The sequence below is a fragment of the Mesorhizobium sp. ESP-6-4 genome (assembly GCF_020164735.1).
GTDB lineage: Bacteria > Pseudomonadota > Alphaproteobacteria > Rhizobiales > Rhizobiaceae > Mesorhizobium.
Map to the genome: position 1 here is coordinate 404,617 of NZ_JAIUGS010000001.1, position 22,119 is coordinate 426,735.

Here is a 22,119-nt window from a genome sequence, read left to right on the forward strand (position 1 = left end):
CATTGAGTCAACGCCGGCATGGAGGCGCTCGTGGGAGAGGAAGTAATTTCGCGCGACCATGTCGGCTCGCTGGGACGCGGCCTGGCAGTGATGGAAATCCTTGCGCGCCATCCGGCCGGCATGACGCTGACCGAGATGGCCGAAGAGGCCGACCTCACCCGCGCGGGCGCCCGCCGCTTTCTGCTGACATTGGTCGCCACGGGCTATGCGACGCAGTCCGGCCGGCTGTTCTCGCTGTCGCCGCGCCTTTTGACCGTCGCGCGGACCTGGCTCGGCGGCGCATCGCTTTGGACGTTCGCGGCGCCGATCATGCGCGAGGTGGCGGGCAAATTCGACGAGGCCTGCAACGCGGCGGTGCTATCGGGTGAGGACGTCGTCTACGTTGCGCGCATCCCCGGACGGCGGATCTTAAGCGTCGCGCTCGATGTAGGCACGCGGCTGCCGGCCTATTGCACCTCGATGGGGCGGGTGCTGCTTTCCGGTCTGGAGGCGGACGACTTGAAGACCTTCCTGGCGCAAGCGACCATCGAGCGGCGGACGCCGAAGACGATCACCGGCCGCAACGCGCTCGGCAAGGCCATCGACAAGGCGAGGGCGGAGGGCTTCGCCATCGTCGACGAGGAACTGGAACTCGGCCTGCGCTCCATCGCGGTGCCGATCGTCGATCGCGCCGGCCGCACCGTCGCCGCCATCAACGTCTCGACGCAGTCGGCGCGTTTCTCGGTCGAGGCGATGGAGCGCGACATCCTGCCGGTGCTGCGCCAGGCCAAGCAGCGCGTGGAGGAGTTCTTCTTCGCTTGAGCGGCGCGTCTCCGGTTGCCGCCGCACGCTCATTCTGCGCCCGGTCCTCCTTCCGTTCTTGAATTGTGATGAAGGTTCGTTGACGGGGGAATTCTAATCCGATAATGAACAGGATTATACAGGTTCACTGAACAGGTATCGATATGGCCCGTCGCGCGACGCAGATCACTCCCGGCACGGGCAAGCCCGAGCAGATCGCGACGGTTCTGGAGCATGAGATACGCTCCGGCCTGCTCGGTTTCGGCGACCGCCTGCAGAGCGAAAACGAGCTCGTTCAGCGCTTCTCCGTCAGCCGCAACACGGTCCGCAAAGGGCTCGAGGAACTGTCGAGCCGCGGGCTGATCACCACCAAGGTCGGCATCGGCTCATTCGTCACCTTCGACGGCATGCCGGTCGACGACGCGATCGGCTGGTCGCGCGCGCTTGCCAATGCGGGCGCCAATGCCGAGACACGCACGTTGCGGCTCGAGATCATCGAGGACGCCGAACTGGCGGCCAGGCTCGGCGTCGAGAGCTCGTCCTTCATCGCCGTCGATCGTGCCCGCACCAACGCCGACGACGGCCATGCCATTTCGATCGAGCGCAGCCGGCTGCCGCTGTCGCCGGAGTTGGAAGACATACCGCTGCGCGGCCTGCGCGAAGGCTCGCTGCACCAGACGTTGCGCGGGGCAGGGCTTGTTCCCGATCACGGCGAGGAATGGGTCGACATCGAGATGCTGAGCGCTTCCGACGCAGCCATCCTCGCCTGCGCGCCCGGCACGCCGTTCCTGCGCACACGCCGCCTGACACGCGCCGCCGACGGGCGCGCCATCGAATTCGTCACCAGCCTGCTCAATCCGGCGCATTTCGCGCTGCACCTGGAGTTCTGAGCATGGCGGCCGACGCGATGGACCGGGCTATGGGCGCGCTGATCGGCGGGGCGCTGGGCGATGCGCTGGGCATGCCGACGCAGCTTCTGTCGACGGCCCGCATCGCCGAGCTTTACGGCCATGTCGAGGAGTTCGTCGCGCCTGCCGCCGATCACCCGGTGTCGAAAGGGCTGCCCGCCGGCGCGATCACCGACGATACCGAACAAGCGCTGCTGCTTGGCCGCATCCTTGTCGAGTCCGGCGAGCGCTTCGATCATGCGCACTGGGTCAACGCGCTGCTCGACTGGGAGCGCGAGGTCAAGGCGCGCGGCAGCTACGACCTGCTTGGACCATCGACCAAGCGCGCAATCGATGCCATCAACAGCGGCGTGCCGGCCGAAGAAGCTGGCCGCGGCGGCGACACCAATGGCGCTGCGATGCGCATCGCGCCGGTCGGCATCATGATGCCGCCGGAGCCGCTCGACGTTCTGGTCTCCAAGGTGGCGGAAACCTGCCGGGCCACGCACAACACCTCGATCGCCATCGCATCGGCTGCGGCGGTCGCAGCCGCTGTCAGTCTCGGTGTTTCGGGCGGCGATTGGCGCATCGCTTCCGATCATGGGGTCGCCGCCGCAAGGCTTGGTGCTGCGCTCGGCCATTGGGTCACCGGCGGCGACATCGCCGCGCGCATCGTCTGGGCGCAGGAGCTTGTCCGCGGCAAGGCGGAGAAGCAAGCCATCAAGCTGATCGTCGACCTGGTTGGCACCGGCGTCGCCAGCCAGGAATCGGTGCCGGCGGCCTTCGCCGTGCTGGAGGTCGCGCAAGGCGATGCGTGGCGGGCTGCCGTCATCGGCGCCAATCTCGGAGGCGACACCGACACGATCGGTGCGATTGCCGCCGGCATGGCCGGGGCCTGCGCCGGCCTGTCGAAGCTGCCGCAGGATCGCATCGCCGAATTGCATGGCATCGACCTCGCGCAGGTTCGCGGGCTGGCTGGCGACCTGGTCGCCACACGCGGCTCCAAGGCCGGCCCAGGCCAGGAGGTTGCCTGATGAGCGGGCGCCTCGTTCATGTCGGCAGCGCCGTGGTCGACTATGTCTACCGCATCGACGCCCTGCCGGCGGCCGGCACGGAAAAGACCGCGTCAGCTTACGCGCGGGTCGCCGGCGGCGGCTTCAATATGATGGTGGCGGCAAGCCGCACCGGCATGAAGGTGGTGTTCGGCGGCCAGCTCGGCACCGGGCCGGACGGAGACTTCCTGCGCGAAGCCTTCGCGGCCGAAGGTATCGAGACGCTGACGCCGTCATCGCCTTCGATGGACAGCGGCAATTGCGTCGCCATGATCAGCGGCGACGCGGAGCGCACCTTCGTTTCGTGGCCGGGCGCCGAGAGCCGGCTCACGCCGGACATGATGAAACCGGTCCAAGTCGTTCCGGGTGATTGGGTTTTCACCTCCGGCTACACGCTGAGCTATCCCGGCAGTCGCGACGCGCTTGCCGGTTGGATCGAAGCGCTTCCGGCCGGCATTCCTTTCGTCTTCGATCCGACACCGGTGATCGCCGACATTCCACGGCCGATCCTGGACAGGGTTCTGGCGCGTACGACCTGGTTGAGCTGCAACACCAATGAGGCTGCCGAGATTGCCGGCGCCGGCGATGCCCAGACCGTCGCGATCCGATTGCTCGCCGAGCATTGCCCCAGGGCGGAAGGCGTCGTCATCCGCGCCGGCGCGCATGGCTGCTTGGTGCGCATGGCCGATGGCGGCACCCGTGCGGTGCCGGGCTTCAAGGTGGAAGCCGTCGACACGAATGGGGCCGGCGACACGCATATCGGCGCCTTCGTCAGCGGCCTTTCGCGCGGCATGGGCGCTTGCGAGGCGGCACGCTATGCCAATGCGGCCGCCGCGCTTTCGGTCACCCGCCATGGCGGATCTTCGGCGCCGACCGACATGGAAATCCAGGAGTTCCTGACCGAGCGCGGCGAAGCGACGACCGCGCTCGACCGGGCGGAAGCGACTGCAACTTAACAAGCCCGTCAATCGGGCAAACAATGAGAGGAAAAGAACATGCGCATGCCCAGACTGACCGCTTTCCTGACGGCGACCGCCGTCTTCGTCTCAGCATTTACGCTTGGAGCACAGGCCGCCGAGGAAGTGCATGTGCTCAACTGGAAGGGCTATGGCGCCGACGAGCCCTGGGCGGTCGCCAATTTCGAGAAGGCGACCGGCTTCAAGGTGGTCAACGACTTCTTCAACTCCGAACAGGAGATGCTGACCAAGATCCGCACCAATCCCGGCCTCTACGACGTCGTCATGATCAACGCCGCCTTCAACGACCAGGCGATGGCCGGCAAGCTGATCCAGCCGATCGATGTCTCGAAGCTTTCCAACTATGCCGACATCGCCAAGGACAAGGCCAGCTCGCCGATGCTCAACCATGACGGGAAGGTCTATGGCGTGCCGTGGGTGTGGGGCCTGACGGCTCTGGCGATCAACGACAAATCCTTCGACAAGCCGCCGACGAGCATCGCCGAGATGTGGAACCCGGCGCATAAGGGCCGCGTCATCATCCGCGACGACGCCGTCGAGGCGGTGCAGTTCGGCGCGATCGCGTCGGGGCAGGACATCAACGACATCAAGGATATGGACGCGGTCAAGGCGAAGCTCACCTCGCTGATGCCGCAGATCAAGACCTTCTGAAGCTCGGAGAACGACTGGAACCAGATGGTCGCCTCCAACCAGATCGACATCGGCACCTATTGGAGCGGCTCGGCTGACCGCGCCAAGACGCATTTCAAGCTGCCGGTCTCGCTGGTCATCCCGCAGGAAGGCGCCGTCGCCTGGCTCGACGCCTTTTCGATCCCGGTCGGCTCGAAGAATGTCGCGGGCGCCGAGGCCTTCATCAACTATATGATCGACCCGAAATTCTACGTCGAATGGGTCACCAAGGTCGGCGCGCCGGTTTCGGCCAACACCAAGGCTGTCGACGCGCTGCCCGAGGACGCCTTCAACCGCAAGGTCATGGGCAGCCCCGAGGTCGCAAAGCGCATCCAGTTCCAGGCGCCGATCACCGATGCGCAGCGCGAGAAATACCTGGCGCTGTGGCAGGAGCTGAAGGTCAACGTGAAGTAAATCACGTCTTTCGGTGAGGAGAGGCAGATGGCTGACCAGCTTGCGATCGGTTCGCGCCGCGGACTGAAGCCGGCCTTGCCGCTTCTCCTTCCGGCCTATCTGTGGCTGACGGTGGCGATCTTCCTGCCGCTGTCGGCCATGCTGTTCTTCTCCTTCATGACCGACCTGCCGCTGGCCGGAAAGGAATGGTCGTTCACGCTCGGCAACTACGCAGCTTTCTTCTCGCAGAGCCTCTATTCGACGCTGTTGTTTTCATCGCTGCGGCTCGGGCTGGAGGTGACGCTGTGGTGCGTCGTCCTCGGCTACCCGGCGGCCTATGTGCTTGCGAAGGTGCTGAAAGGGCGCAGCCGCGAGGCGATCTTCCTGCTCGTTATCCTGCCCTTCTGGTCGAACGGGCTGGTGCGCATCTTCTCCTGGGCGATGGTGCTGCGCGAAGGCGGCATTCTCGACACCGCGCTCAATGCGGTTCTGCCGTTCAAGATCAACATTGATCTCATGTATTCCTACCCAGCCGTCATCATCGGCCTGGTGCACTCCTATGTGCCCTATATGGTGCTGACCTGCTATCTCACGCTGCAGGCCATCGATGATTCGCTGATCGAGGCGGGCCGCTCGCTTGGCGCATCGCGGCGGCAGGTGCTGTGGCGGGTGATCATCCCGCTGTCGATGCCGGGCCTGATCGCGGGTGCCGCGCTGATCTTCGTACCGGTAGTCGGCTCCTTCATGGAGCCGCGCATCCTCGGCGGCCGCACCGGTACCTTCTACGGCACCATCATCGAGGACCAGTTCGTCGCCGTCTTCAACTGGCCGCTGGGCGCGGCACTCTCCTTTATCCTGCTCGCGGTCGTGCTGATCATCCTGGCGCTGGCCGCGCCTGTCCTGCGGAGGGCTGCGTGATGGCGACGACGCGCATCCTCGAATGGCTCGGGCGCTTCTACATCGTGCTTTTGCTCGGCTTCCTCTATTTGCCGATCATCATCATGGCGGCGATGTCCTTCAACGCTTCGCCCTTCTACCAATTGCCGTTCGAGTGGACGACGGACTGGTACGCCTCGCTCTGGCAGAACGACCAGTTGATCGCCGCGACCTGGAACAGCATCGAGATCGCAATCATCACCACTTTGATCTCGACGGTGCTGGGCTCGATGGCTTCGCTGGCGCTCTACCGCTACGAGTTCCGCGGCAAGAAAGTCCTGCAGGCGCTGCTCTTCCCGCCGATCGCCATTCCGTGGCTGATCACCGGCACGGCAATGCTGATCTTCTTCTTCGGCGTCGGAATCGGCCGCGGGCTCATTGCAATCCTGCTTGGCCATGTCGCGCTGGCGCTGCCTTATGTGATCGTCGTCGCGTCGGCCCGGCTGCAGACCTTCGCGCCAGAGCTGGAGGAAGCGGCGCGCTCGCTCGGCGCCAACCAGTGGCAGGTGACCATGCGGGTTACTTTGCCGTGGATCATACCCGGGGTGATCGCCGGCGGGCTGTTCGCCTTCGCCGTGTCGTTCGACCAGTTCGTGGTCTCGTATTTCCTGTCGACGCCCGGCCAAACGACATTGCCGGTCGAAATCTATGCCGCGATCCGCAAGGGTTTCACGCCCGAGATCAACGCGGTCTCGACGATCATCATTGTCGTGTCGATGGCGCTGATGCTGCTCACGGCGCGCTTCTTCAAGTTTGGTGGAGAGAAATAATGGCTGGCGTCCAGGTCGCGAACGTCTCGCGCAGCTTCGGCGCGCACAAGGCGCTGGACGATGTCTCGATCGATTTTGCCGATGGCGGCTTCTATGCGCTGCTCGGACCATCCGGCAGCGGCAAGACCACGCTGCTCCGCCAGATCGCCGGCTTCGATTTTCCGGATTCCGGCCGCATTGCGATCGGCGGCGAGAGCGTCGAGCGCGTGCCGGTCGAAAAGCGGCGCATCGGCATGGTGTTCCAGAACTATGCGCTGTTTCCCAATATGAGCGTCGCCGACAATATCGCCTTCGGCCTGTCGGTGCGCGGCGAGCCGAAAGCGACAATCGCTGCGGAAGTGCAACGCGCGCTCGATCTCGTACAGCTCGGCAAGCTCGGCGGGCGAAAGCCGCACCAGCTCTCCGGCGGCCAGCGCCAGCGCGTGGCGCTGGCGCGGGCCATCGTTACCAAGCCGCGCGTGCTCTTGCTCGACGAGCCGCTCGGCGCGCTCGACAAGGCATTGCGCGTCGACATGCAGATCGAGCTGAAGCGCATCCAGCGCGAGATCGGCATCACGACCATTTTCGTCACCCACGACCAGGAAGAGGCGCTGACGATGAGCGACCGCATCGGCATATTGCGCGACGGCAGGCTGGTGCAGGAAGGACCGCCGGAAGAGATCTACGACAGGCCGCAAAGCGAGTTCGCCGCGACTTTCCTCGGCGACGCCAATATCTTTCACGGCAACGCGACCGGCTCAGGGATCAGGCTGCCCGACGGCACGACGATCGCGGCTTCGACAGGCGCATCGGTGCCGACCGGCGCCAAGGCGAGCTGCGCCGTTCGGCCCGAGCGCATCCGGATTTCGCCCGGCGCGGCAAAGCCCGATCCAGCCAATGTCAACACGCTCACGGGGCAGGTCTCAAAGCGCATCTTCGCCGGCAACAACAGCACCTATTTCGTCGACCGCGACGGCCAGACTTTGAAGGTGATCGTCCAGAACACCGGTGCCGAACGCCTCGCAGAGGGTCAGCCCGTCGTGCTCAGCTGGTCGCCGGACAGCACGGTGCTGATTGCGGCCTGACTGATGGGAAATGATGGCGCGGGCCTTGGCTGAGGTCCGGACCATGGCGTTATATCCATCCTCCAAGGGAGGAATGGATGGCGAGTATAGGCTTCGAACCGGACGTGACAGTTCGGGTCAGGGAATATCGGATCGGCTGTATCGGCGCCGGCATGATCATGGCCGAATGCCATCTCGCCGCCTATCACGAAGCCGGTTTTCCGGCGGTCGCCATAGCATCGCGCACCAAAGCCAATGCGCAGAAGGTCGCCGATCGCTGGAATATTGCGACCGTCCACGAGACGCCGGAGCAATTGATCGAGGACAGCCAGGTCGAGATCGTCGATCTGGCCTTTCCGCCCGATCAGCAACCGGCTTTGATCCGCCATGCGTTGAAGCAGCCGCACGTCAAAGCGATCTTGGCGCAGAAGCCGCTGGCGCTTTCGGTCGAGGAAGCTGTGAAGCTGCGCGACGAAACGGCTGCGTCCGGCAAGATCCTCTCGGTCAATCAGAACATGCGCTATGATCAGTCGATGCGCGTCTTGAAGCAGATCATAGACAGCGGCGCGCTTGGCGACATCGTCTTTGCCGAGATCGACATGCACGCGATCCCGCACTGGCAGACCTTCCTTGCCGATTACGATCGACTGACGCTCGCCAATATGAGCGTGCATCACCTCGACGTGCTGCGTTTCCTTTTTGGCGAACCGGAGGAGATAACCACGCTGACGCGCAAGGATCCGCGCACGGCGTTCGAGCACTCGGACGGCATCACCGTGTCGACGCTGCGCTTCCCCTCGGGCGTGCTTGCCGTTTTGCTGGAGGACGTCTGGTCCGGCCCGCGCCAGGAGGGTTACGAGGACGATCAGCACATCAATTGGCGGGTCGACGGCATCAAGGGCGTCGCTAAGGGCACGATTGGATGGCCGAAGGGCGTCGCGTCGACGTTGACCCATGCCTCGAGCGAAACGACGGGCGGCAAATGGGTCAGCCCAAGCTGGGAGACGATGTGGTTTCCGCATGCATTCATCGGCGTCATGGAGCAGTTGCAATACGCGCTGAAGACCGGCACGCCGCCGGCGCTGTCGGTCGCCGACAACGTCAAGACCATGGCGCTGGTCGAGGCCGGCTACCGTTCGATGGCGGAAGGTCGCACGATCAGGCTGTCCGAAATCTCTGTCGACTAGGCGACTAAAAGGCAGGGCAACTGAATCGCTTACCCAGAGGACTTCACCTCATGATGCAGGCAGGTATCTTCACAGGCTATTTTCCCTACGAGCTGGAAGAGTCCGCCAGGCGCATCCGTGCGCTCGGCTTCAACACCGTGCAGCTCGACCTGCATTTCAAGGATATCGACCTGTCGGCCGGGCAGATCTCCACGGAAAAGGCGCGGAAAGTGCGCGACACTTTTCGCGATCATAACCTGCCAGTCTGCTGCGTGTCCGGCTACACCAACATCATTCATCCGGACAAGACCGAGCGCGACAGGCGACTGGCGTATCTGAAGGAGATTATCCGCAATGCGCGCCATTTCGGCTCGCCTTACGTGATCTCGGAAACCGGCACCTACAACACCGAGTCCGACTGGGTGCATCACCCGAAGAACAAGACCGAGGAGGGGTTCGAGGAATGCCGCAAAGTGATTTCCGACCTTGCCCGGACGGCTTACGACCACGGCGCCGTGTTTCTGCTTGAGACCTATGTCAACAACGTCGTCGGTTCGGTCGAGGAGACGGTCAGGATGTTCGCACAGGTCGACCACCCCGGTCTCGGCCTGTTGATGGATCCGACCAATTACTTCGAGGCGCACAACATCGACCGCATGGACCATGTGCTGAACCAGGTGTTCGACACGCTGAGCGACAAGATCAGGATCGCGCATGCCAAGGACGTCAAGCGCTCGGGCGACGACAAGTCCGAGAAGCATGCCGATATCGGTGACGCGGACGCGCATGAGGGGCTTACCTTCCGCGGCGTCGGCGAGATCGAGCTGCCGGCGCCGGGCCTCGGCGCGCTGAACTACGACCTCTATCTGAAGCGGCTCAGCGAGAAGCATCCGAACATCCCGGTGATCATCGAGCACCTGACCCAGGACGACGTACCGCGCGCGAAAAAATTCCTCGATGAGAAATTCTGCGCCAACGGAGTTTGACGGCTGGGGAATATGACGATGGCGATGGCCGCCAGCACCAAGCGCGACTACAGCCTTGTCGGCGAAAGCACTCGGCTTGCGATCGAGACCGGGCTTGCCTCGGCCGAGTGGTACCATACCGACGTACCGCGCAAGACCATGAAGGAATTGATGCAGCGCTCCGATGGGCTGGCGATCCGCGACACCATCATCTGGATCGTCGCGATCCTGGGCTCGGCGGCCGGCATCGTCTGGTTCTGGGGCAGTTGGTGGATCGTGCCGTTCCTGTTCGTCTATGGCGTGCTCTACGGCTCGTCGAGCGACTCGCGCTGGCACGAATGCGGCCACGGTACGGCCTTCCGCACGCGCTGGATGAACGACGTCGTCTATCACATCGCTTCCTTCATGCTGATGCGCAATCCGGTGCAGTGGCGCTGGAGCCATGCGCGCCACCACACCGACACCATCATCGTCGGCCGCGACGCCGAGATTGCGGTGATGCGGCCGCCGGACCTCGTCAAGGCGGCTTTGGCCTTCACCGGCATCCTCGATTTCCGTTATTCGCTGCCGACGCTGGTGCGCCAGGCCTTCGGCACATTGTCGGACGACGAGAAGAGCTACATTCCGGAAATGGAACAGCACAAAGCGGTGATCGCGGCGCGCTGGCATATGGTCGTCTACGCCGCGACGATTGCTGTCGCGATCGCGCTTGGATCATGGATACCGCTCGTATTGATCGGCCTGCCGCGGCTCTACGGCACCTGGCACATGGTGCTGACGGGGCTGTTGCAGCATATCGGGCTGGCCGACAACGTCACCGATCACCGGCTGAACACGCGCACCGTCTACATGAACCCGATCAGCCGCTTCATCTATTGGAACATGAACTACCATGTGGAGCACCACATGTTCCCGATGGTGCCGTACCACGCCCTGCCGAAGCTGCATGAGCTGATCAAGCACGATCTGCCGGTGCCGAACCCGTCGATGTGGCATGCCTATCGCGAGGTCTGGCCGGTGCTGCTCAGGCAGCTGAAATATGAAGACTATTATCTCAAGCGCGAATTGCCGCCGACGGCCAAGCCCTATCGCAGCGAATTCCACGAACTCGACATAACGGCGGCGGCCGCCGAATAGGCGCAGCTTAGGCAAATTGGAGGCAGACGATGGCGGAATGGGTCGAAGCATTAGCGGTCGACGACGTGGACGAGGAGGATGTGATCCGCTTCGATCATGGCGGCCGCACTTTCGCGATCTATCGCTCGCCGGACGACGCCTTCTTCGCGACCGACGGGTACTGCACGCATGAAAAGGCCCATCTCGCCGATGGGCTGGTGATGGACGACATAATCGAATGCCCCAAGCACAATGGCCGCTTCAACTACAAGACCGGCCAGGCCAAGGGCGCGCCGGTCTGCGTCAACCTCAAGACCTATCCGGTCAAGGTCGAGGCCGGTAAGGTGATGATCGATATCGGCTGAAAGCCGCCAGTTAAAACAGGATGTACCGATGAGCCGAAAGAGACCGACCGTTGCCGACCTGCGCGCCATGAAGGGCAAGCGGCAGCTGACCATGTTGCGCGTGCTGACGCTGGAGGAAGCCGAGGCCGCCGAGCGGGCAGGGGTCGACATCGTCTCGGTGCCGCCGGACCTGGTTCTCAACCCGCAATATCGCGACGCCGCGCCCAGCCTCTTCACCATGCCGGGCGACAATTTCTTCGAGATCGGCACGGCCGACGATTTCGTGCGCTGGTCGTTCCGGCTCTACAAAGCCGGCGCCGACGCGGTCTATTGCAGCGCCGGCTACGCCACGATCAAGCGCATGGCTGACGACGCCATCCCGGTCATCGGCCATGTCGGCCTGATCCCGTCGCGCGCGACCTGGACCGGCGGCTTCAAGGCGGTCGGCAAGACTGCAGACACCGCCATGCAGGTGTTCGAGGCGGTCAAGCAGCTCGAGGCCGCCGGCGCGATCGGCGCCGAGATCGAGGTGGTGCCGGTGGAAGTGGCGAAGGCGATCTCGGAGCGTACTTCGCTGATCATGCTGTCGATGGGCGCGGGCACCGGCTGCGACGCGCAATATCTGTTCGCCGAAGATATTCTCGGCACCAATCGCGGTCACATGCCACGCCACTCGAAAGTCTATCGCAACTTCGCCGCCGAATATGACCGGCTGCAGCAGGAGCGCATCGGGGCGTTTTCCGAATATGTCGCCGACGTCAACAGCGGCGCCTATCCCGAAGACAGGCATGTCGTGCACATGGATCCGGAAGAGCTCACCCTCTTCATGAAGAAGGTGGACGCAAAGCCCTGAACCAAGAATCGAAAAGCGTCAGCCCGTGGCCGGAGGGCCTTGCCAGATTCCGCTGACGAGAGCGGCATAGAGCGCTTCAGCGTCGATGCCGAGCGGCCTGTCTTCCTTGAGCGTCGCCACATGCGAACGCACGGCCGCGTGGATCGCGCCGGTGGCCGGCGCGAGCGCCATGCCCTCGCGCAAGTCGACGGCCTGCGCTGCAGCCATCAGTTCCAAGGCGATCAGTCGCCGCCACAGCACGATCATCTCGGCGCATTTGGCGATGGCGAGCGGCGTCTGCGTGGCGTGATCCTCGACGCCCTCGGACACCGGCAGGAAATCGAGCATCACCGGATTGGCCTTGTGGCGGATCGCGGCCAGGATCGCCGTCACCGTCTTCTGCAACGGCACGAAGCCGGCAGACGCACCGCCGACTGGCGAGAGGTATTTCGGCAGGCCGTGGCGGGTCGAGCCGGTGAGCTGGACGAAGCGCGCGGCAGACGCTGCCGCGCATTGCGCGATCGCCAGGCCAAGCGTCTCGAAGGCGAGCGCCAGCGACGCTGTGTGGAAATTGCCGGTCGACATGACCAGCTCATCATCGGCAAGCACCAGCGGATTGTCGGCGGCGGCGTTGAGTTCGATCTCAACCGCCAGCCGCGCATGGTCGATCGCCTGGACCAGCGCGCCGTGGATCGAAGGCATGCAGCGGATCGACAGCGGGTCCTGGATGGTGGTCGGCGCCGGCGCCTCATCGCGCGCCAACAGGTCGCGCAGCGCCTTCGCCGCAAGCTGCTGGCAGGCGCCCGGGCGCGCCTGATGCTGGCGCGGATCGAGAATGGTGCGGTTGGCGCCGATGCCTTCCATCGTCAGCGCGCCGGCCTGCTGCTGCTGGTCGAGCGCCGACAGCGCATCGGTCAGCGCCAGCGCTCCGATCCCGGTGGAAACGGCCGAAGCGTTGATCAGGGAAAGACCGTCCTTCGGCGAGAGAGTGACGGGCGCCAGCCGCGCCATCATCAGCGCCTTGGCGGCAGGCATGCGGCGACCCTGATATTCGGCTTCGCCTTCGCCGATCAGCACGCGAGCGACCGCCGTCATCAGCAGAAGATCGCCGGCGCCGATCGAACCCAGCGACGGCATCACCGGATGCACGCCGGCATTGAGCGCTTCGACCAGCGCGGTGAACACACGCGGCGACAGGCCCGAGCCGCCGGCGGCGAGCATCGCAAGGCGGGCGAACATCGCTGCCCGTACCGCCGGGACGGGCAGCGCCTCGCCGACGGCGGCGCTGCGGCCTTCGATCAGCTGGCGCTGAAAGGCGCTGGCGTCGCCTTGGACCGCGGTGACGAGATTGGCGCCGAGGCCTCTGTTCAGCCCATAGATCTGCTGGCCCGCAGCCGCGGCGGCATCAAGGACCTGGCGAGCCTTGTCGAGCTTTTCGAGGACGGCAGGCGTGATCTCGACCTTGCAGGCGTTGCGCGCGGCGGCAACCACATCCTCGATGCTGACGCCGGCGCCGGTGAGAACGAGCGGGCTCATGCGAAGCGCAGCCTCTGGCCGATGCCGTTTTCGCCGGCCTTGGCGAGCATGGCCTTGCCGAGCGCGATATCGGAGAGCGAGAGGCCGCGATGCCAGAACAGGATCGTCTCGCCATCGCTTTGCCGGCCGGGTTTGAGGCCGGCGGCGATCTGGCCGAGTTCGGCGTGCAGCGTCGCCTCGCTCAGCCGTCCCGTCTCGACATGGGCGCGCAGCGAGCCGAACTTGCCGCCCTTGCACTGGCCCCAGTCGTCGACGACGATTTTCTGCATGACATCGGTCAATGACAGCTCAACCGCGCTCATCGTGCCATAGGGCACCACCAGCGCGCCGCGCTTGATCCATTCGGTCTTGAGCAGCGGCTGCGGTTCCGGCAGCCGCGAGGCTTCGACGACGATGTCGGCGCCTTCGACGCAGCTTTTCCAGTCAGCCACGGCCATGACTGGCTTGCCGAGGTCGGCCGCCAGCCTCGCGACAAAGCTATCGCGGCTTTCGGGCCGGCGTGAGTGGACGCGGATCTCGTCGAAGTCGAAGAGATGGTCGAGCAGGCGCACGTTCCAATAGGCGGTGCCGCGCGCGCCGATATGGCCGAGCACCTTGGACGACCTCTTCGCCAAATGCTTGGCGCCGATGGCGGTGACCGCGCCGGTGCGCATGTCGGTGATGACGGTGGCGTCGAGGATGGCGCGCGGCGTGCCGGTGCGCGGATCGAAAAGATTGAGGATGCCGAATTCCGACGGCAGGCCATGCCTGTAGTTGTCGACATAGTCACCGACGATCTTCACGCCGGCCGCATCGAGCGGCGCCACATAGCCGCGCAGCACGTTGAAGTGGCCGTGGAAGGAGGGATCCGGCTCGAGATGGACGCGCGGCTCGATCACCGTCTGGCCGTTGCCCTGCGCGACGAGTCCGGCTTCGACGGCGCCGATGATCTCGGCGTCCGTCATGGCAAGCGCTTCGATATCGAGAGCATTGAGGTAGTCGATATAAATCGGCTTCATGCGTTTTCCTCGGCCCACCCCCGGACTCATCCATAACAGGCGAGACGGCGACACGGAAGTTTGTTGGATAAGCTCTGGACTGGGCCGGCGCCACGGCGGTGTGTGCATGCTCCTGCCGGCAATGCCGGCGCAGAGGTTTCGGGCCATTCAGCGAACAATTGACGTCGCGCCGGGCGCATTTTGCGGACTCAAATTGCGCCGTCCCGCGACGTCCCGAACGGGTTCTTCCACCCGCCGCGCGATCACGGCAACGAACCGCCAAAACCCCAAGAGTTTCCGCCTATTGCGCCAGTTGCAGCAATTGATGCGTCCACTCGGAAAATAGTCGGAGAGGCGCCGTTCTTGAACGCGGATTCATTTGACGAGCCGCTGTTGAGCCGATTAGCTTTCATGCGGGGTGCAGGCCGGCAAGGCCTTGCCCTCGGGGCGAAAGACACAAGCGATGAATGCGATCGGCTGGCCGAACTGGAGGCGCCTTAATCAGGAAGGCATCGTCTTTGCCATCGCCATCCTGCTGTTCGCCGCCGCTGCCCTGGGCCTGCCCGGGTTCCTGACCGCCGACAATCTGGTGGCCATCGTGCGCTCGGTCTCGGTGCTCGGCATCCTGGCGCTCGGCATGGCGGTCGTCATCATCGGCCGCGGCATCGACCTTTCGGCGGTGGCGATCATGGCGATGTCGGTCGCCTGGTACCTGCAACTGCTCAACACCGGAACCTCGGACGGGCTCGCCTTCGTCTATGTGCTGGCGGGCGTTTTAGCCATCGGCCTGCTCAACGGCTTTCTCGTCGCCTATGCCGACGTGCCGGCGATCTTCGTGACCTTGGCCACCGGCTCTTTCGTGTTCGGCTATGTGCGCTCGCAACTGATCACGCAGGATGCCGTGCCGGTGCCCGGCGGACACTGGGTCGAGCTGCTCGGCGGCGTCCGCTTCCTCGATATTCCTGTCGAGGTGTTCGTCTTCGCCGGGCTGGCCTTCCTGGTGTTCCTGTTCCTGCGCTACACCAAATGGGGCCGCTTCATCTATTTCGCCGGCGACAATCCGGTCGCTGCCCGCAACATCGGCGTTCCGGTACGGCCCATGCTGGTGCTGCGCTACGTGCTTTCGGCCTTCGTGGCGCTGGTCGCCGGGCTTTTGACGGCAGCCAGCCTGCATTCGATCAACACCCGCATCGTCAACTCGACGCTGCTCTACGACATCGTCCTGGTGGCGGTGATCGGGGGCATCGGCCTTTCGGGCGGCAGGGGCGGGGTGCGCAACGTGCTGGTGGGGGCGGCGCTGATCGGCATCCTGCTCAACGCCATGACCATTATCGACATTCCGCTGCTCTACCAGAACCTGATCAAGGCGGCGATCCTGCTCGGTGCCATCATCGTCGACGGCATCATCAATCCGCGCGACGAGCAGACGGCGCAACAAGGCGACATTTAGAGCAGATGGGCTAGACCATCTTGCTCTCGGGTACCCGGGCGATCGCGACGATCGCCCGGCAACGAAAACCGAACCAGAGGTGTGACATGAGACTAATCAGGACATTGATGGCCGCCGCCACGGCGCTCGCCGTTACCGCCTTCGCGGCGCCGAGTTTTGCCGCAGACGATCCAGGCCCCGCCGCCTATGCCAAGGCGCTCAACGGCAAACGCGTCATGCTGGTGCCGCTGGCGATGGGCTTCGACCTGGCGCAGGGTTGGGCGCACTACCTGAAGAAGGAAGTCGAGGCCTGGGGCGGCACGTTCGAGACCCGCGACCCGAACTGGGTGGTCGATGCCGGCGCGCAGGCGATCACCGACGCCATCGCTTCGGACACGCGGCCGGACGTGCTGATCATTCATGCGCCCGACCTCAACTCCTACTCGAAGCTGATGAAGAAGGCGCAGGCCGCCGGCACCTATGTGCTGCTGGTCGACAATCCGGCGAACTTCCCGGCCGACGCCTTCGTCGGCAGCGACTGGGACAAGCTCGGCCAGCTCGAAGCCGAAGCGGCGATCAAAGGCTGCGGCGAGAATTCGTCCAAGAAGATCGGCCTGGTGCAGGGCGACCAGGCAAACTCGTCGAGCCTCTACCAGTATGCCGGCATCATGAAGGTGCTGGAGAAGCATCCCGACTTCCAGGTAGTGGCCAAGCCCGACTCGAACTGGGACGCGACCACCTCGCGCAACGTGACGACGACGATGCTGCAGCAGCACCCGGACATATGCTCGATCATCGACTTCTGGGACGGCGACGCCACTGGTGCCTCGGCCGCGATTCGCGACGCCAAGCTCGAGGGCAAGGTGTTCCTGGTCACCACCGGCGGCGGCGAGAAGGCGGCCGATTGCGACAAGCTGAACGACGGCACCTATGGCGCCGTGGTGATGACCGATCTTGCCCGCCAGTCGGGCGACATGAACGCCATCATCAAGTTCCTGCTGCAGAGCGGCCAGCCGGCCGGCACCTCGCACACCTACATCTACACGCTGGAGAAGGCGACGACCAAGGCCGACCTCAAGCCCGACAGCTGCTGGGACCTGAAGGCTCTGCAAGCCGAAGCGGCGGCGAAATAAGCCGCGCAGCCGGAAAAGCATCCACGGGGTGGCCGGATTGTTCCGGCCGCCTCTTTCCCGTTTTTAATGACAGCAGCAGCCGATGAATTTCCGTGAACGCCTCCAGGCCTGGCGCTACAATCTCGTGCCCGACCATCTGGTCGGCGAGATCCTGACCAAGCGCTGGACCGACAACGCCATACCTTTCCTGGCGCTGGTGGCGACGCTCGGCGTGTTCGGCTCGATCATTCCGGGCTTCTTCAAGCTCACCTCGCTGCAGGAATCCACGCGACAGCTCGGCGAGTTCTCGCTGGTCGTCATCGGCATGACCGTGGTGATGTTGGGCGGCGGCATCGATCTTTCGGTGGGCTCAATCTTCGCGCTGTCCTGCTTTTCCGCCGTCTACGTCTTCTTCATTCTCGAACAGTCGATCTGGCTGGCCTTGGCCGCGGCACTTTGCACGGGGCTCGTCTTCGGCGCCATCAACGGCTACCTCGTCGGCTATCTCAGGCTGCGTGCCTTCCTGACAACGCTGGTCACCTTCATTTTCGGGCGGGCGCTGTTCGACATTCTCGTTACCACCTATGCCGCCGACGTGCAGCTTTCCCAGGCAAGTTCCGATGTGCTCGACTTCATCGGCGACGGCACGTTCTGGGGCCTGTCGGTCTCGGTCTGGCTGGCCATCATCCTCGCCGTCGTCACGCATATCGCGCTGACGCGCTCGCGCCCAGGCTGGCATGTGCTGGCGGTGGGCGGCTCCCGGCGCTCCGCGCATAATGCCGGCATCCGGGTGCGGCGCACCGTGTTCATGAGCTATGTCTTCTCAGGCTTCTGCGCCTCGATCGGCGGCTTCCTGATCGCCTGCCGGTTGAGCGGGGCAGGGCCGGGCACCGGCCTCAATCTCGAGATCATGGCGCTGACGGCGGCGGTGGTCGGAGGCGTCAGCCTTGGCGGCGGACGCGGCTCGGTGGTCAAGGGCTTGATGGGCGCCATCATCGTTCTGACCATGACCAACGGCCTGATCCGGCTGGGCTACGGCACCGGCACCAACCAGATGGTGCTCGGCATCCTGCTTGCGGTTGCCGTCACCATCGACATCCGCTGGCTGAAGAACCGCCACAAGGTGCTGAACGAGGTCTATGTCGCGCCGGTCTACCTCAAGATGGGCGAGACGCAATCGGCTGCGCCCGGTTCCGGCACGTCCTGCGAGCTCGACAACCGGCTGTCGGCGGCGGACCATATCGGGCTCGGCGAGCTGGAGGGGCCGGAGGACGTCATCCTCGACCGCGACGACCATCTCTATTGCGGCACGCGTCATGGCGAGATCGTCCGCTTCTTCGCACCGGACTATGTGAAGTCGGAAGTCTTTGCCCATATAGGCGGCTTTCCGCTGGGCTTGGCCTTCGACCGGGCCGGCAATCTGATCAGTTGCGTCGGCGCCATGGGGCTCTATTCGGTCTCGCCGGACCGGGAGGTGAAGCGCCTCTCGGCAGAGACGGCGCGCTCCTGGACCTCGATCGTCGACGATGCGCGTCTGCGCGACCCGAATGATTGCGACATCGCGCCGGACGGCCGCATCTATTTTACGGATTCAACCAAGCGCTATGATGCCCATGATTGGGCGCTGGACTCGATCGAGAACCGCGCCACGGGCCGCCTTTTGGCCTACGATCCGAAGGACGGATCGACCAAGACGCTGCTGGACGGCTACCGCTACACCAACGGCGTGTGCATGGCGCATGACGGCAAGTCGCTGTTCTTTGCCGAAAGCTGGGCCTGCCGCGTGCATCGCTATTGGCTGGAAGGACCGAAGGCCGGCACCGCCGAATGCGTCATCCGCGACATGCCGGGCTATCCCGACAACATCAACCGTGCCTCCGACGGCAATTACTGGATGGCCTGGCTCGGCATGCGCACGCCAAGCTTCGACCTGTCGCTGCGCCATCCCGACATGCGCAAACGCATGACCCGCCGCCTGCCGCAGGACGAATGGCTGTTTCCCAACATCAACACCGGCGGCGTGGTGAAGTTCAACGAGAAGGGCGGCATCGTCGAGACGCTCGGCGATCTTTCCGGCAACGCGCATCCGATGGTCACCTCGATGCGCGAGCACAAGGGATATCTGTTCGTCGGCGGCATCCTCAACAACCGCATCGGGCGCTACAGGATCGAAGGCGCAGACCCGAGCTGGACGAGCCCCGCCTCCTATTGGGGAGGCAAGCCATGATCCTCGATCCGATCCTGGATGTCTTTCGCGGCAGAGCGGTCACCATTCCGCCGCTCGACGGCGCCTTCCGTCCCAACACGCGGCTGGACGACGCGCCGGCCTTCGCCGAACTGAGCGAGCCGGACAATCTGCTGGTGTCTGACGGGCGGCTGCTTGTCTCCAGCGGCAACGCTATCCTGGCGGTTGCGGCTGGTTCCGAGCCCGTCGCTGTCGAAACCTTTCAATCCCCCATCACCGCGCTGGCGCTGTCGCCATCGGGCGAACTGACCGTCGGGCTGGAGAGCGGCAGACTGCTGATTGCCGGCAAGGAGGTTTCGCTGCCGGCCGAAATACGGTGCATCACCGCGCTCGCCTATGCCGATGACGGCACGTTGTGGCTGGCCAACGGCTCCGGCGCGCATGCTCCGTCGCAATGGGCGGCCGACCTGATGAAGAAGGGCGCATCCGGTTCGCTGTGGCGGTGCGGGGCGGGTGGCATCGGTTTTCAGAAGATCGCCGGCGACATCGCCTTTCCCTATGGACTTCACCCGGTCGGTGCCAACGTGCTGGTGAGCGAAAGCTGGCGCCACCAGCTCGTGCGCTTTGACGCGACTGGCAACCGCTCGACGGTGCTGACGCATCTGCCCGGCTATCCCGCGCGGCTGTCGCCGGCGGGAGATGGCGGCGCGTGGCTGACGCTATTTGCGTCACGCAACCGGCTGATCGAATTCGTGCTGCAGGAAACGCATTATCGCCAGGACATGATCGACCAGGTGCCGCCTGCCTACTGGATCGCGCCGGCGCTGGCCTCCAACCGCAGCTTCCTCGAGCCGCTGCAATGCGGCGGCATCCGCACCATGGGCATCCACAAGCCGTGGTCGCCCAGCCGCTCCTATGGGCTGGTAGTCAAGCTCGATCGGGGCCTGCAGCCGCAATTCAGCCTGCACAGCCGCGCCAACGGCACGCGGCACGGCATCTGCAGCGTGGCGGAAAAAGACGGTCGCCTGTTCGTCGCCTCGAAGGGCGGTGATTGCGTCCTGGCGCTCGACCTCGCTTCGGGAGGTTTCTGATGGAACCGATCGTCCGTCTGGAAAACGTCACCAAGACCTATCGCGGCGTTCCGGCGGTGAAGAACGTCACCTTCGATCTGCGGAAGGGCGAGATCCATGCGCTGCTTGGCGAGAACGGCGCCGGCAAGTCGACGCTGACCAAGATCATTGCCGGCGTCGTCGACGCCACGTCGGGCAAGATGTTCCACAAGGGCGTCGAGACGGCTTATGCATCGCCGCACGCCGCGCTGGAAGCGGGCATCGCCATGGTGTTCCAGGAGACCAGCCTGGTGCCGTCGATGACGGTGGCGCAGAACCTTTATCTTGGCACCGAGAAATTCCTCAACCGGCTGCGCGGCACCTACATCTCGGCGCAGCAATTCCTGCAGTCGCTGAATTTTCCGGTCGATCCCAATGCGATGGTGGCGACGCTGGGCGCGGCCAAGCGGCAGATGGTCGAGATCGCGCGCGCCGTCCACCATAATGCCGAGATCATCATCTTCGACGAACCGACGGCGACGCTGACGCCGGAAGAGAAACGCCATTTCTTCGCGCTGATCCGGAGGCTCAAAGCGCGCGGCGTGTCGATCGTCTTCATCAGCCACGCGCTGGAAGAGGCGCTGATGATTGCCGACCGCATCACCATCCTGCGCGACGGCGAACTGGTGATCACCGACCAGACATCGGCTTTCGACCGCGACAAGATCGTCGCGGCCATGGTGGGCCGCTCGCTGTCGGGGCAGATCTATCGCCAGCGCGACGAGACGAAATTGCGCAAGGCCGGCAAGAAAGTGCTCTCGGTGCAGGACATCTCGATGAGCAACATCGTGCGCAACAATTCCTTCTCGATTTTCGAAGGCCAGATCACCGGCGTGTTCGGGCTGATCGGATCGGGCCGCACCGAGACCTTCAAGATTGTCTCGGGTATCTACAAGCGCGACTTTTTGCGCGGCGGCGCGATTGAATTGGACGACAAGCCGGTGCGCTACCTCGTGCCGAGCGAGGCGGTGGCCGACGGCATCGTCTATGTCACCGAGGACCGCAAGAGCGAAGGCATCTTCGAGACCATGGGCATCGCCGAGAACCTCTTCGGTGGCCTGCTTGCCGCCGGCCGCGAGAAGGCCTGGATGATCAACCAGCAGGAGATGCGGCAGCTCTCGGCCGAATGGACCAAGACACTCAACATCAAGGCGATCAACGACAACGCCCGCGTGGTCGAGCTTTCCGGCGGCAACCAGCAGAAGGTGGTGATCGGCAAAGGTCTGGTGCAGCAGCCGCGCATCGTCATCTTCGACGAGCCGACGCGCGGCGTCGATGTCGGCGCCATCGCCGAGATACACCAGATCATCAACCGGCTGGCGGACGAAGGCCTCGCCGTCGTCGTCATCTCGTCCTACCTGCCGGAGATCATGAACCTGTCCGACCGCATCCTTGTCTGCCGCCAGGGCCGCATCGTCGAGGAGTTCTCGCCGGCGGAGGCGACGGAGGAGAAGATCATGTACGCGGCGGTGCACTAGGGTAGCGAGGCGGCGGCGGATGATCGCGCGATTGGATCGAGCACCCCTGGAGATTAGCCGAGGCGCTTGTCATGTCGTCATCCACGGGCGGAGCAAGGAGCGAAGCGACGCGCGCAGACCCGAGGATCCATTCCGTTACCTTTGCCGTGGGATGCAGCGGTCCAGAATTCTGCTCCGCTGCACCCTTCGCGCGAAGTCACGGAATGGATTCTAGGGTCTGCGCGCGTCGCTTCGCTCCTTGCTCCGCCCTAGAATGACGAGGCTGAAGTGCTTCGCCCAACCTCGCTGCAGTGTGCTGTTCCGAGCCAAGAAATTGAATCGGACAAACCGTTTAGCCGCCTATGCGCAACACTTGATTCAACG

Annotated in this window: 19 protein-coding genes and 1 pseudogene; 18 read left to right on the top strand and 2 right to left on the bottom strand. The window is 64.1% G+C overall.

Annotated elements, in window-relative coordinates:
* Positions 1-30: 30 nt before the first annotated feature.
* From LB523_RS01845 to LB523_RS01905, 13 genes and pseudogenes are all read left to right on the top strand, one after another.
* Entirely contained in the window at positions 31-801 is a 771-nt protein-coding gene (locus tag LB523_RS01845; RefSeq protein ID WP_224600701.1) for an IclR family transcriptional regulator C-terminal domain-containing protein, read from the top strand.
* A gap of 143 nt (positions 802-944) precedes the next feature.
* Entirely contained in the window at positions 945-1,670 is a 726-nt protein-coding gene (locus tag LB523_RS01850) for a GntR family transcriptional regulator (protein WP_140838923.1), read from the top strand.
* Positions 1,671-1,672: 2 nt separating this feature from the next.
* Complete coding sequence (locus LB523_RS01855; protein ID WP_224600702.1) at positions 1,673-2,701, top strand: ADP-ribosylglycohydrolase family protein; 1,029 nt, start codon at positions 1,673-1,675, stop codon at positions 2,699-2,701.
* The gene (locus LB523_RS01860) at positions 2,701-3,675 is read left to right on the top strand and encodes a PfkB family carbohydrate kinase (protein WP_224600703.1); all 975 of its coding nucleotides are present in this window, start codon (positions 2,701-2,703) and stop codon (positions 3,673-3,675) included. Before LB523_RS01855 ends, LB523_RS01860 begins: the two co-directional genes overlap by 1 nt.
* A gap of 45 nt (positions 3,676-3,720) precedes the next feature.
* Positions 3,721-4,779: pseudogene (locus LB523_RS01865) on the top strand (ABC transporter substrate-binding protein).
* Positions 4,780-4,806: 27 nt separating this feature from the next.
* Entirely contained in the window at positions 4,807-5,676 is an 870-nt protein-coding gene (locus LB523_RS01870; protein WP_224600704.1) for an ABC transporter permease, read from the top strand.
* Positions 5,676-6,464 (top strand): ABC transporter permease, encoded by a 789-nt coding sequence (locus tag LB523_RS01875; protein ID WP_224600705.1) that lies wholly within the window; start codon positions 5,676-5,678, stop codon positions 6,462-6,464. Before LB523_RS01870 ends, LB523_RS01875 begins: the two co-directional genes overlap by 1 nt.
* Positions 6,464-7,528 carry an ABC transporter ATP-binding protein gene (locus tag LB523_RS01880; RefSeq protein WP_224600706.1) on the top strand — a complete coding sequence of 355 codons (1,065 nt, stop codon included), beginning with the start codon at positions 6,464-6,466 and terminating at the stop codon, positions 7,526-7,528. Before LB523_RS01875 ends, LB523_RS01880 begins: the two co-directional genes overlap by 1 nt.
* Positions 7,529-7,605: 77 nt before the next feature.
* Positions 7,606-8,694: a Gfo/Idh/MocA family protein gene (locus tag LB523_RS01885; protein ID WP_224522908.1), complete on the top strand. Its 1,089-nt coding sequence runs from the start codon at positions 7,606-7,608 to the stop codon at positions 8,692-8,694.
* Between the two features lie 50 nt (positions 8,695-8,744).
* A complete protein-coding gene (locus LB523_RS01890) occupies positions 8,745-9,659 on the top strand; it encodes a sugar phosphate isomerase/epimerase family protein (protein ID WP_224600707.1) in 915 nt (304 codons plus the stop codon).
* A gap of 24 nt (positions 9,660-9,683) precedes the next feature.
* The gene (locus LB523_RS01895) at positions 9,684-10,775 is read left to right on the top strand and encodes a fatty acid desaturase family protein (RefSeq protein WP_224600991.1); all 1,092 of its coding nucleotides are present in this window, start codon (positions 9,684-9,686) and stop codon (positions 10,773-10,775) included.
* 29 nt (positions 10,776-10,804) lie between these two features.
* Positions 10,805-11,119, top strand: coding sequence for a MocE family 2Fe-2S type ferredoxin (locus tag LB523_RS01900; protein WP_224600708.1), 315 nt, complete (start codon positions 10,805-10,807; stop codon positions 11,117-11,119).
* Between the two features lie 28 nt (positions 11,120-11,147).
* Complete coding sequence (locus LB523_RS01905) at positions 11,148-11,951, top strand: 3-methyl-2-oxobutanoate hydroxymethyltransferase (protein ID WP_224600709.1); 804 nt, start codon at positions 11,148-11,150, stop codon at positions 11,949-11,951.
* An 18-nt stretch (positions 11,952-11,969) separates the two neighbouring features.
* Here the strand turns inward: LB523_RS01905 and hutH are convergent, their stop codons facing one another.
* Both hutH and LB523_RS01915 read right to left on the bottom strand, forming a co-directional pair.
* Positions 11,970-13,466: a histidine ammonia-lyase gene (hutH, locus tag LB523_RS01910; RefSeq protein WP_224600710.1), complete on the bottom strand. Its 1,497-nt coding sequence runs from the start codon at positions 13,464-13,466 to the stop codon at positions 11,970-11,972.
* A complete protein-coding gene (locus LB523_RS01915; RefSeq protein ID WP_224600711.1) occupies positions 13,463-14,464 on the bottom strand; it encodes an ornithine cyclodeaminase family protein in 1,002 nt (333 codons plus the stop codon). Before LB523_RS01915 ends, hutH begins: the two co-directional genes overlap by 4 nt.
* Before the next feature lie 442 nt (positions 14,465-14,906).
* On the opposite strand from LB523_RS01915, the gene LB523_RS01920 reads away from it, so the two are divergent.
* The 5 genes from LB523_RS01920 to LB523_RS01940 all read left to right on the top strand — a co-directional run bounded on the left by LB523_RS01920 (position 14,907) and on the right by LB523_RS01940 (position 21,756).
* Positions 14,907-15,893, top strand: coding sequence for an ABC transporter permease (locus LB523_RS01920; protein ID WP_224600712.1), 987 nt, complete (start codon positions 14,907-14,909; stop codon positions 15,891-15,893).
* An 86-nt stretch (positions 15,894-15,979) separates the two neighbouring features.
* Positions 15,980-17,005, top strand: a complete 1,026-nt coding sequence (locus LB523_RS01925) for a sugar ABC transporter substrate-binding protein (protein WP_224600713.1) — start codon at positions 15,980-15,982, stop codon at positions 17,003-17,005.
* A gap of 82 nt (positions 17,006-17,087) precedes the next feature.
* Positions 17,088-19,211, top strand: a complete 2,124-nt coding sequence (locus LB523_RS01930) for an ABC transporter permease (protein ID WP_224600714.1) — start codon at positions 17,088-17,090, stop codon at positions 19,209-19,211.
* Positions 19,208-20,260 carry a hypothetical protein gene (locus LB523_RS01935; RefSeq protein WP_224600715.1) on the top strand — a complete coding sequence of 351 codons (1,053 nt, stop codon included), beginning with the start codon at positions 19,208-19,210 and terminating at the stop codon, positions 20,258-20,260. The genes LB523_RS01930 and LB523_RS01935 overlap by 4 nt, the downstream gene beginning before the upstream one ends.
* On the top strand, positions 20,260-21,756 hold the full coding sequence (locus tag LB523_RS01940; RefSeq protein ID WP_224600716.1) for a sugar ABC transporter ATP-binding protein: 1,497 nt from the start codon (positions 20,260-20,262) through the stop codon (positions 21,754-21,756). The genes LB523_RS01935 and LB523_RS01940 overlap by 1 nt, the downstream gene beginning before the upstream one ends.
* Positions 21,757-22,119 lie beyond the last annotated feature (363 nt).

What these genes read in the sequence shown, in the direction of transcription:
- LB523_RS01850 (WP_140838923.1), top strand. Translation starts at nt 945, where the DNA reads ATGGCCCGTCGCGCGACGCAGATCACTCCCGGCACGGGCAAGCCCGAG.
- LB523_RS01855 (WP_224600702.1), top strand. Translation starts at nt 1,673, where the DNA reads ATGGCGGCCGACGCGATGGACCGGGCTATGGGCGCGCTGATCGGCGGG.
- LB523_RS01860 (WP_224600703.1), top strand. Translation starts at nt 2,701, where the DNA reads ATGAGCGGGCGCCTCGTTCATGTCGGCAGCGCCGTGGTCGACTATGTC.
- LB523_RS01870 (WP_224600704.1), top strand. Translation starts at nt 4,807, where the DNA reads ATGGCTGACCAGCTTGCGATCGGTTCGCGCCGCGGACTGAAGCCGGCC.
- LB523_RS01875 (WP_224600705.1), top strand. Translation starts at nt 5,676, where the DNA reads ATGGCGACGACGCGCATCCTCGAATGGCTCGGGCGCTTCTACATCGTG.
- LB523_RS01880 (WP_224600706.1), top strand. Translation starts at nt 6,464, where the DNA reads ATGGCTGGCGTCCAGGTCGCGAACGTCTCGCGCAGCTTCGGCGCGCAC.
- LB523_RS01885 (WP_224522908.1), top strand. Translation starts at nt 7,606, where the DNA reads ATGGCGAGTATAGGCTTCGAACCGGACGTGACAGTTCGGGTCAGGGAA.
- LB523_RS01890 (WP_224600707.1), top strand. Translation starts at nt 8,745, where the DNA reads ATGATGCAGGCAGGTATCTTCACAGGCTATTTTCCCTACGAGCTGGAA.
- LB523_RS01895 (WP_224600991.1), top strand. Translation starts at nt 9,684, where the DNA reads ATGGCCGCCAGCACCAAGCGCGACTACAGCCTTGTCGGCGAAAGCACT.
- LB523_RS01900 (WP_224600708.1), top strand. Translation starts at nt 10,805, where the DNA reads ATGGCGGAATGGGTCGAAGCATTAGCGGTCGACGACGTGGACGAGGAG.
- LB523_RS01905 (WP_224600709.1), top strand. Translation starts at nt 11,148, where the DNA reads ATGAGCCGAAAGAGACCGACCGTTGCCGACCTGCGCGCCATGAAGGGC.
- hutH (WP_224600710.1), bottom strand. Translation starts at nt 13,466, where the DNA reads ATGAGCCCGCTCGTTCTCACCGGCGCCGGCGTCAGCATCGAGGATGTG.
- LB523_RS01915 (WP_224600711.1), bottom strand. Translation starts at nt 14,464, where the DNA reads ATGAAGCCGATTTATATCGACTACCTCAATGCTCTCGATATCGAAGCG.
- LB523_RS01920 (WP_224600712.1), top strand. Translation starts at nt 14,907, where the DNA reads ATGAATGCGATCGGCTGGCCGAACTGGAGGCGCCTTAATCAGGAAGGC.
- LB523_RS01925 (WP_224600713.1), top strand. Translation starts at nt 15,980, where the DNA reads ATGAGACTAATCAGGACATTGATGGCCGCCGCCACGGCGCTCGCCGTT.
- LB523_RS01930 (WP_224600714.1), top strand. Translation starts at nt 17,088, where the DNA reads ATGAATTTCCGTGAACGCCTCCAGGCCTGGCGCTACAATCTCGTGCCC.
- LB523_RS01935 (WP_224600715.1), top strand. Translation starts at nt 19,208, where the DNA reads ATGATCCTCGATCCGATCCTGGATGTCTTTCGCGGCAGAGCGGTCACC.
- LB523_RS01940 (WP_224600716.1), top strand. Translation starts at nt 20,260, where the DNA reads ATGGAACCGATCGTCCGTCTGGAAAACGTCACCAAGACCTATCGCGGC.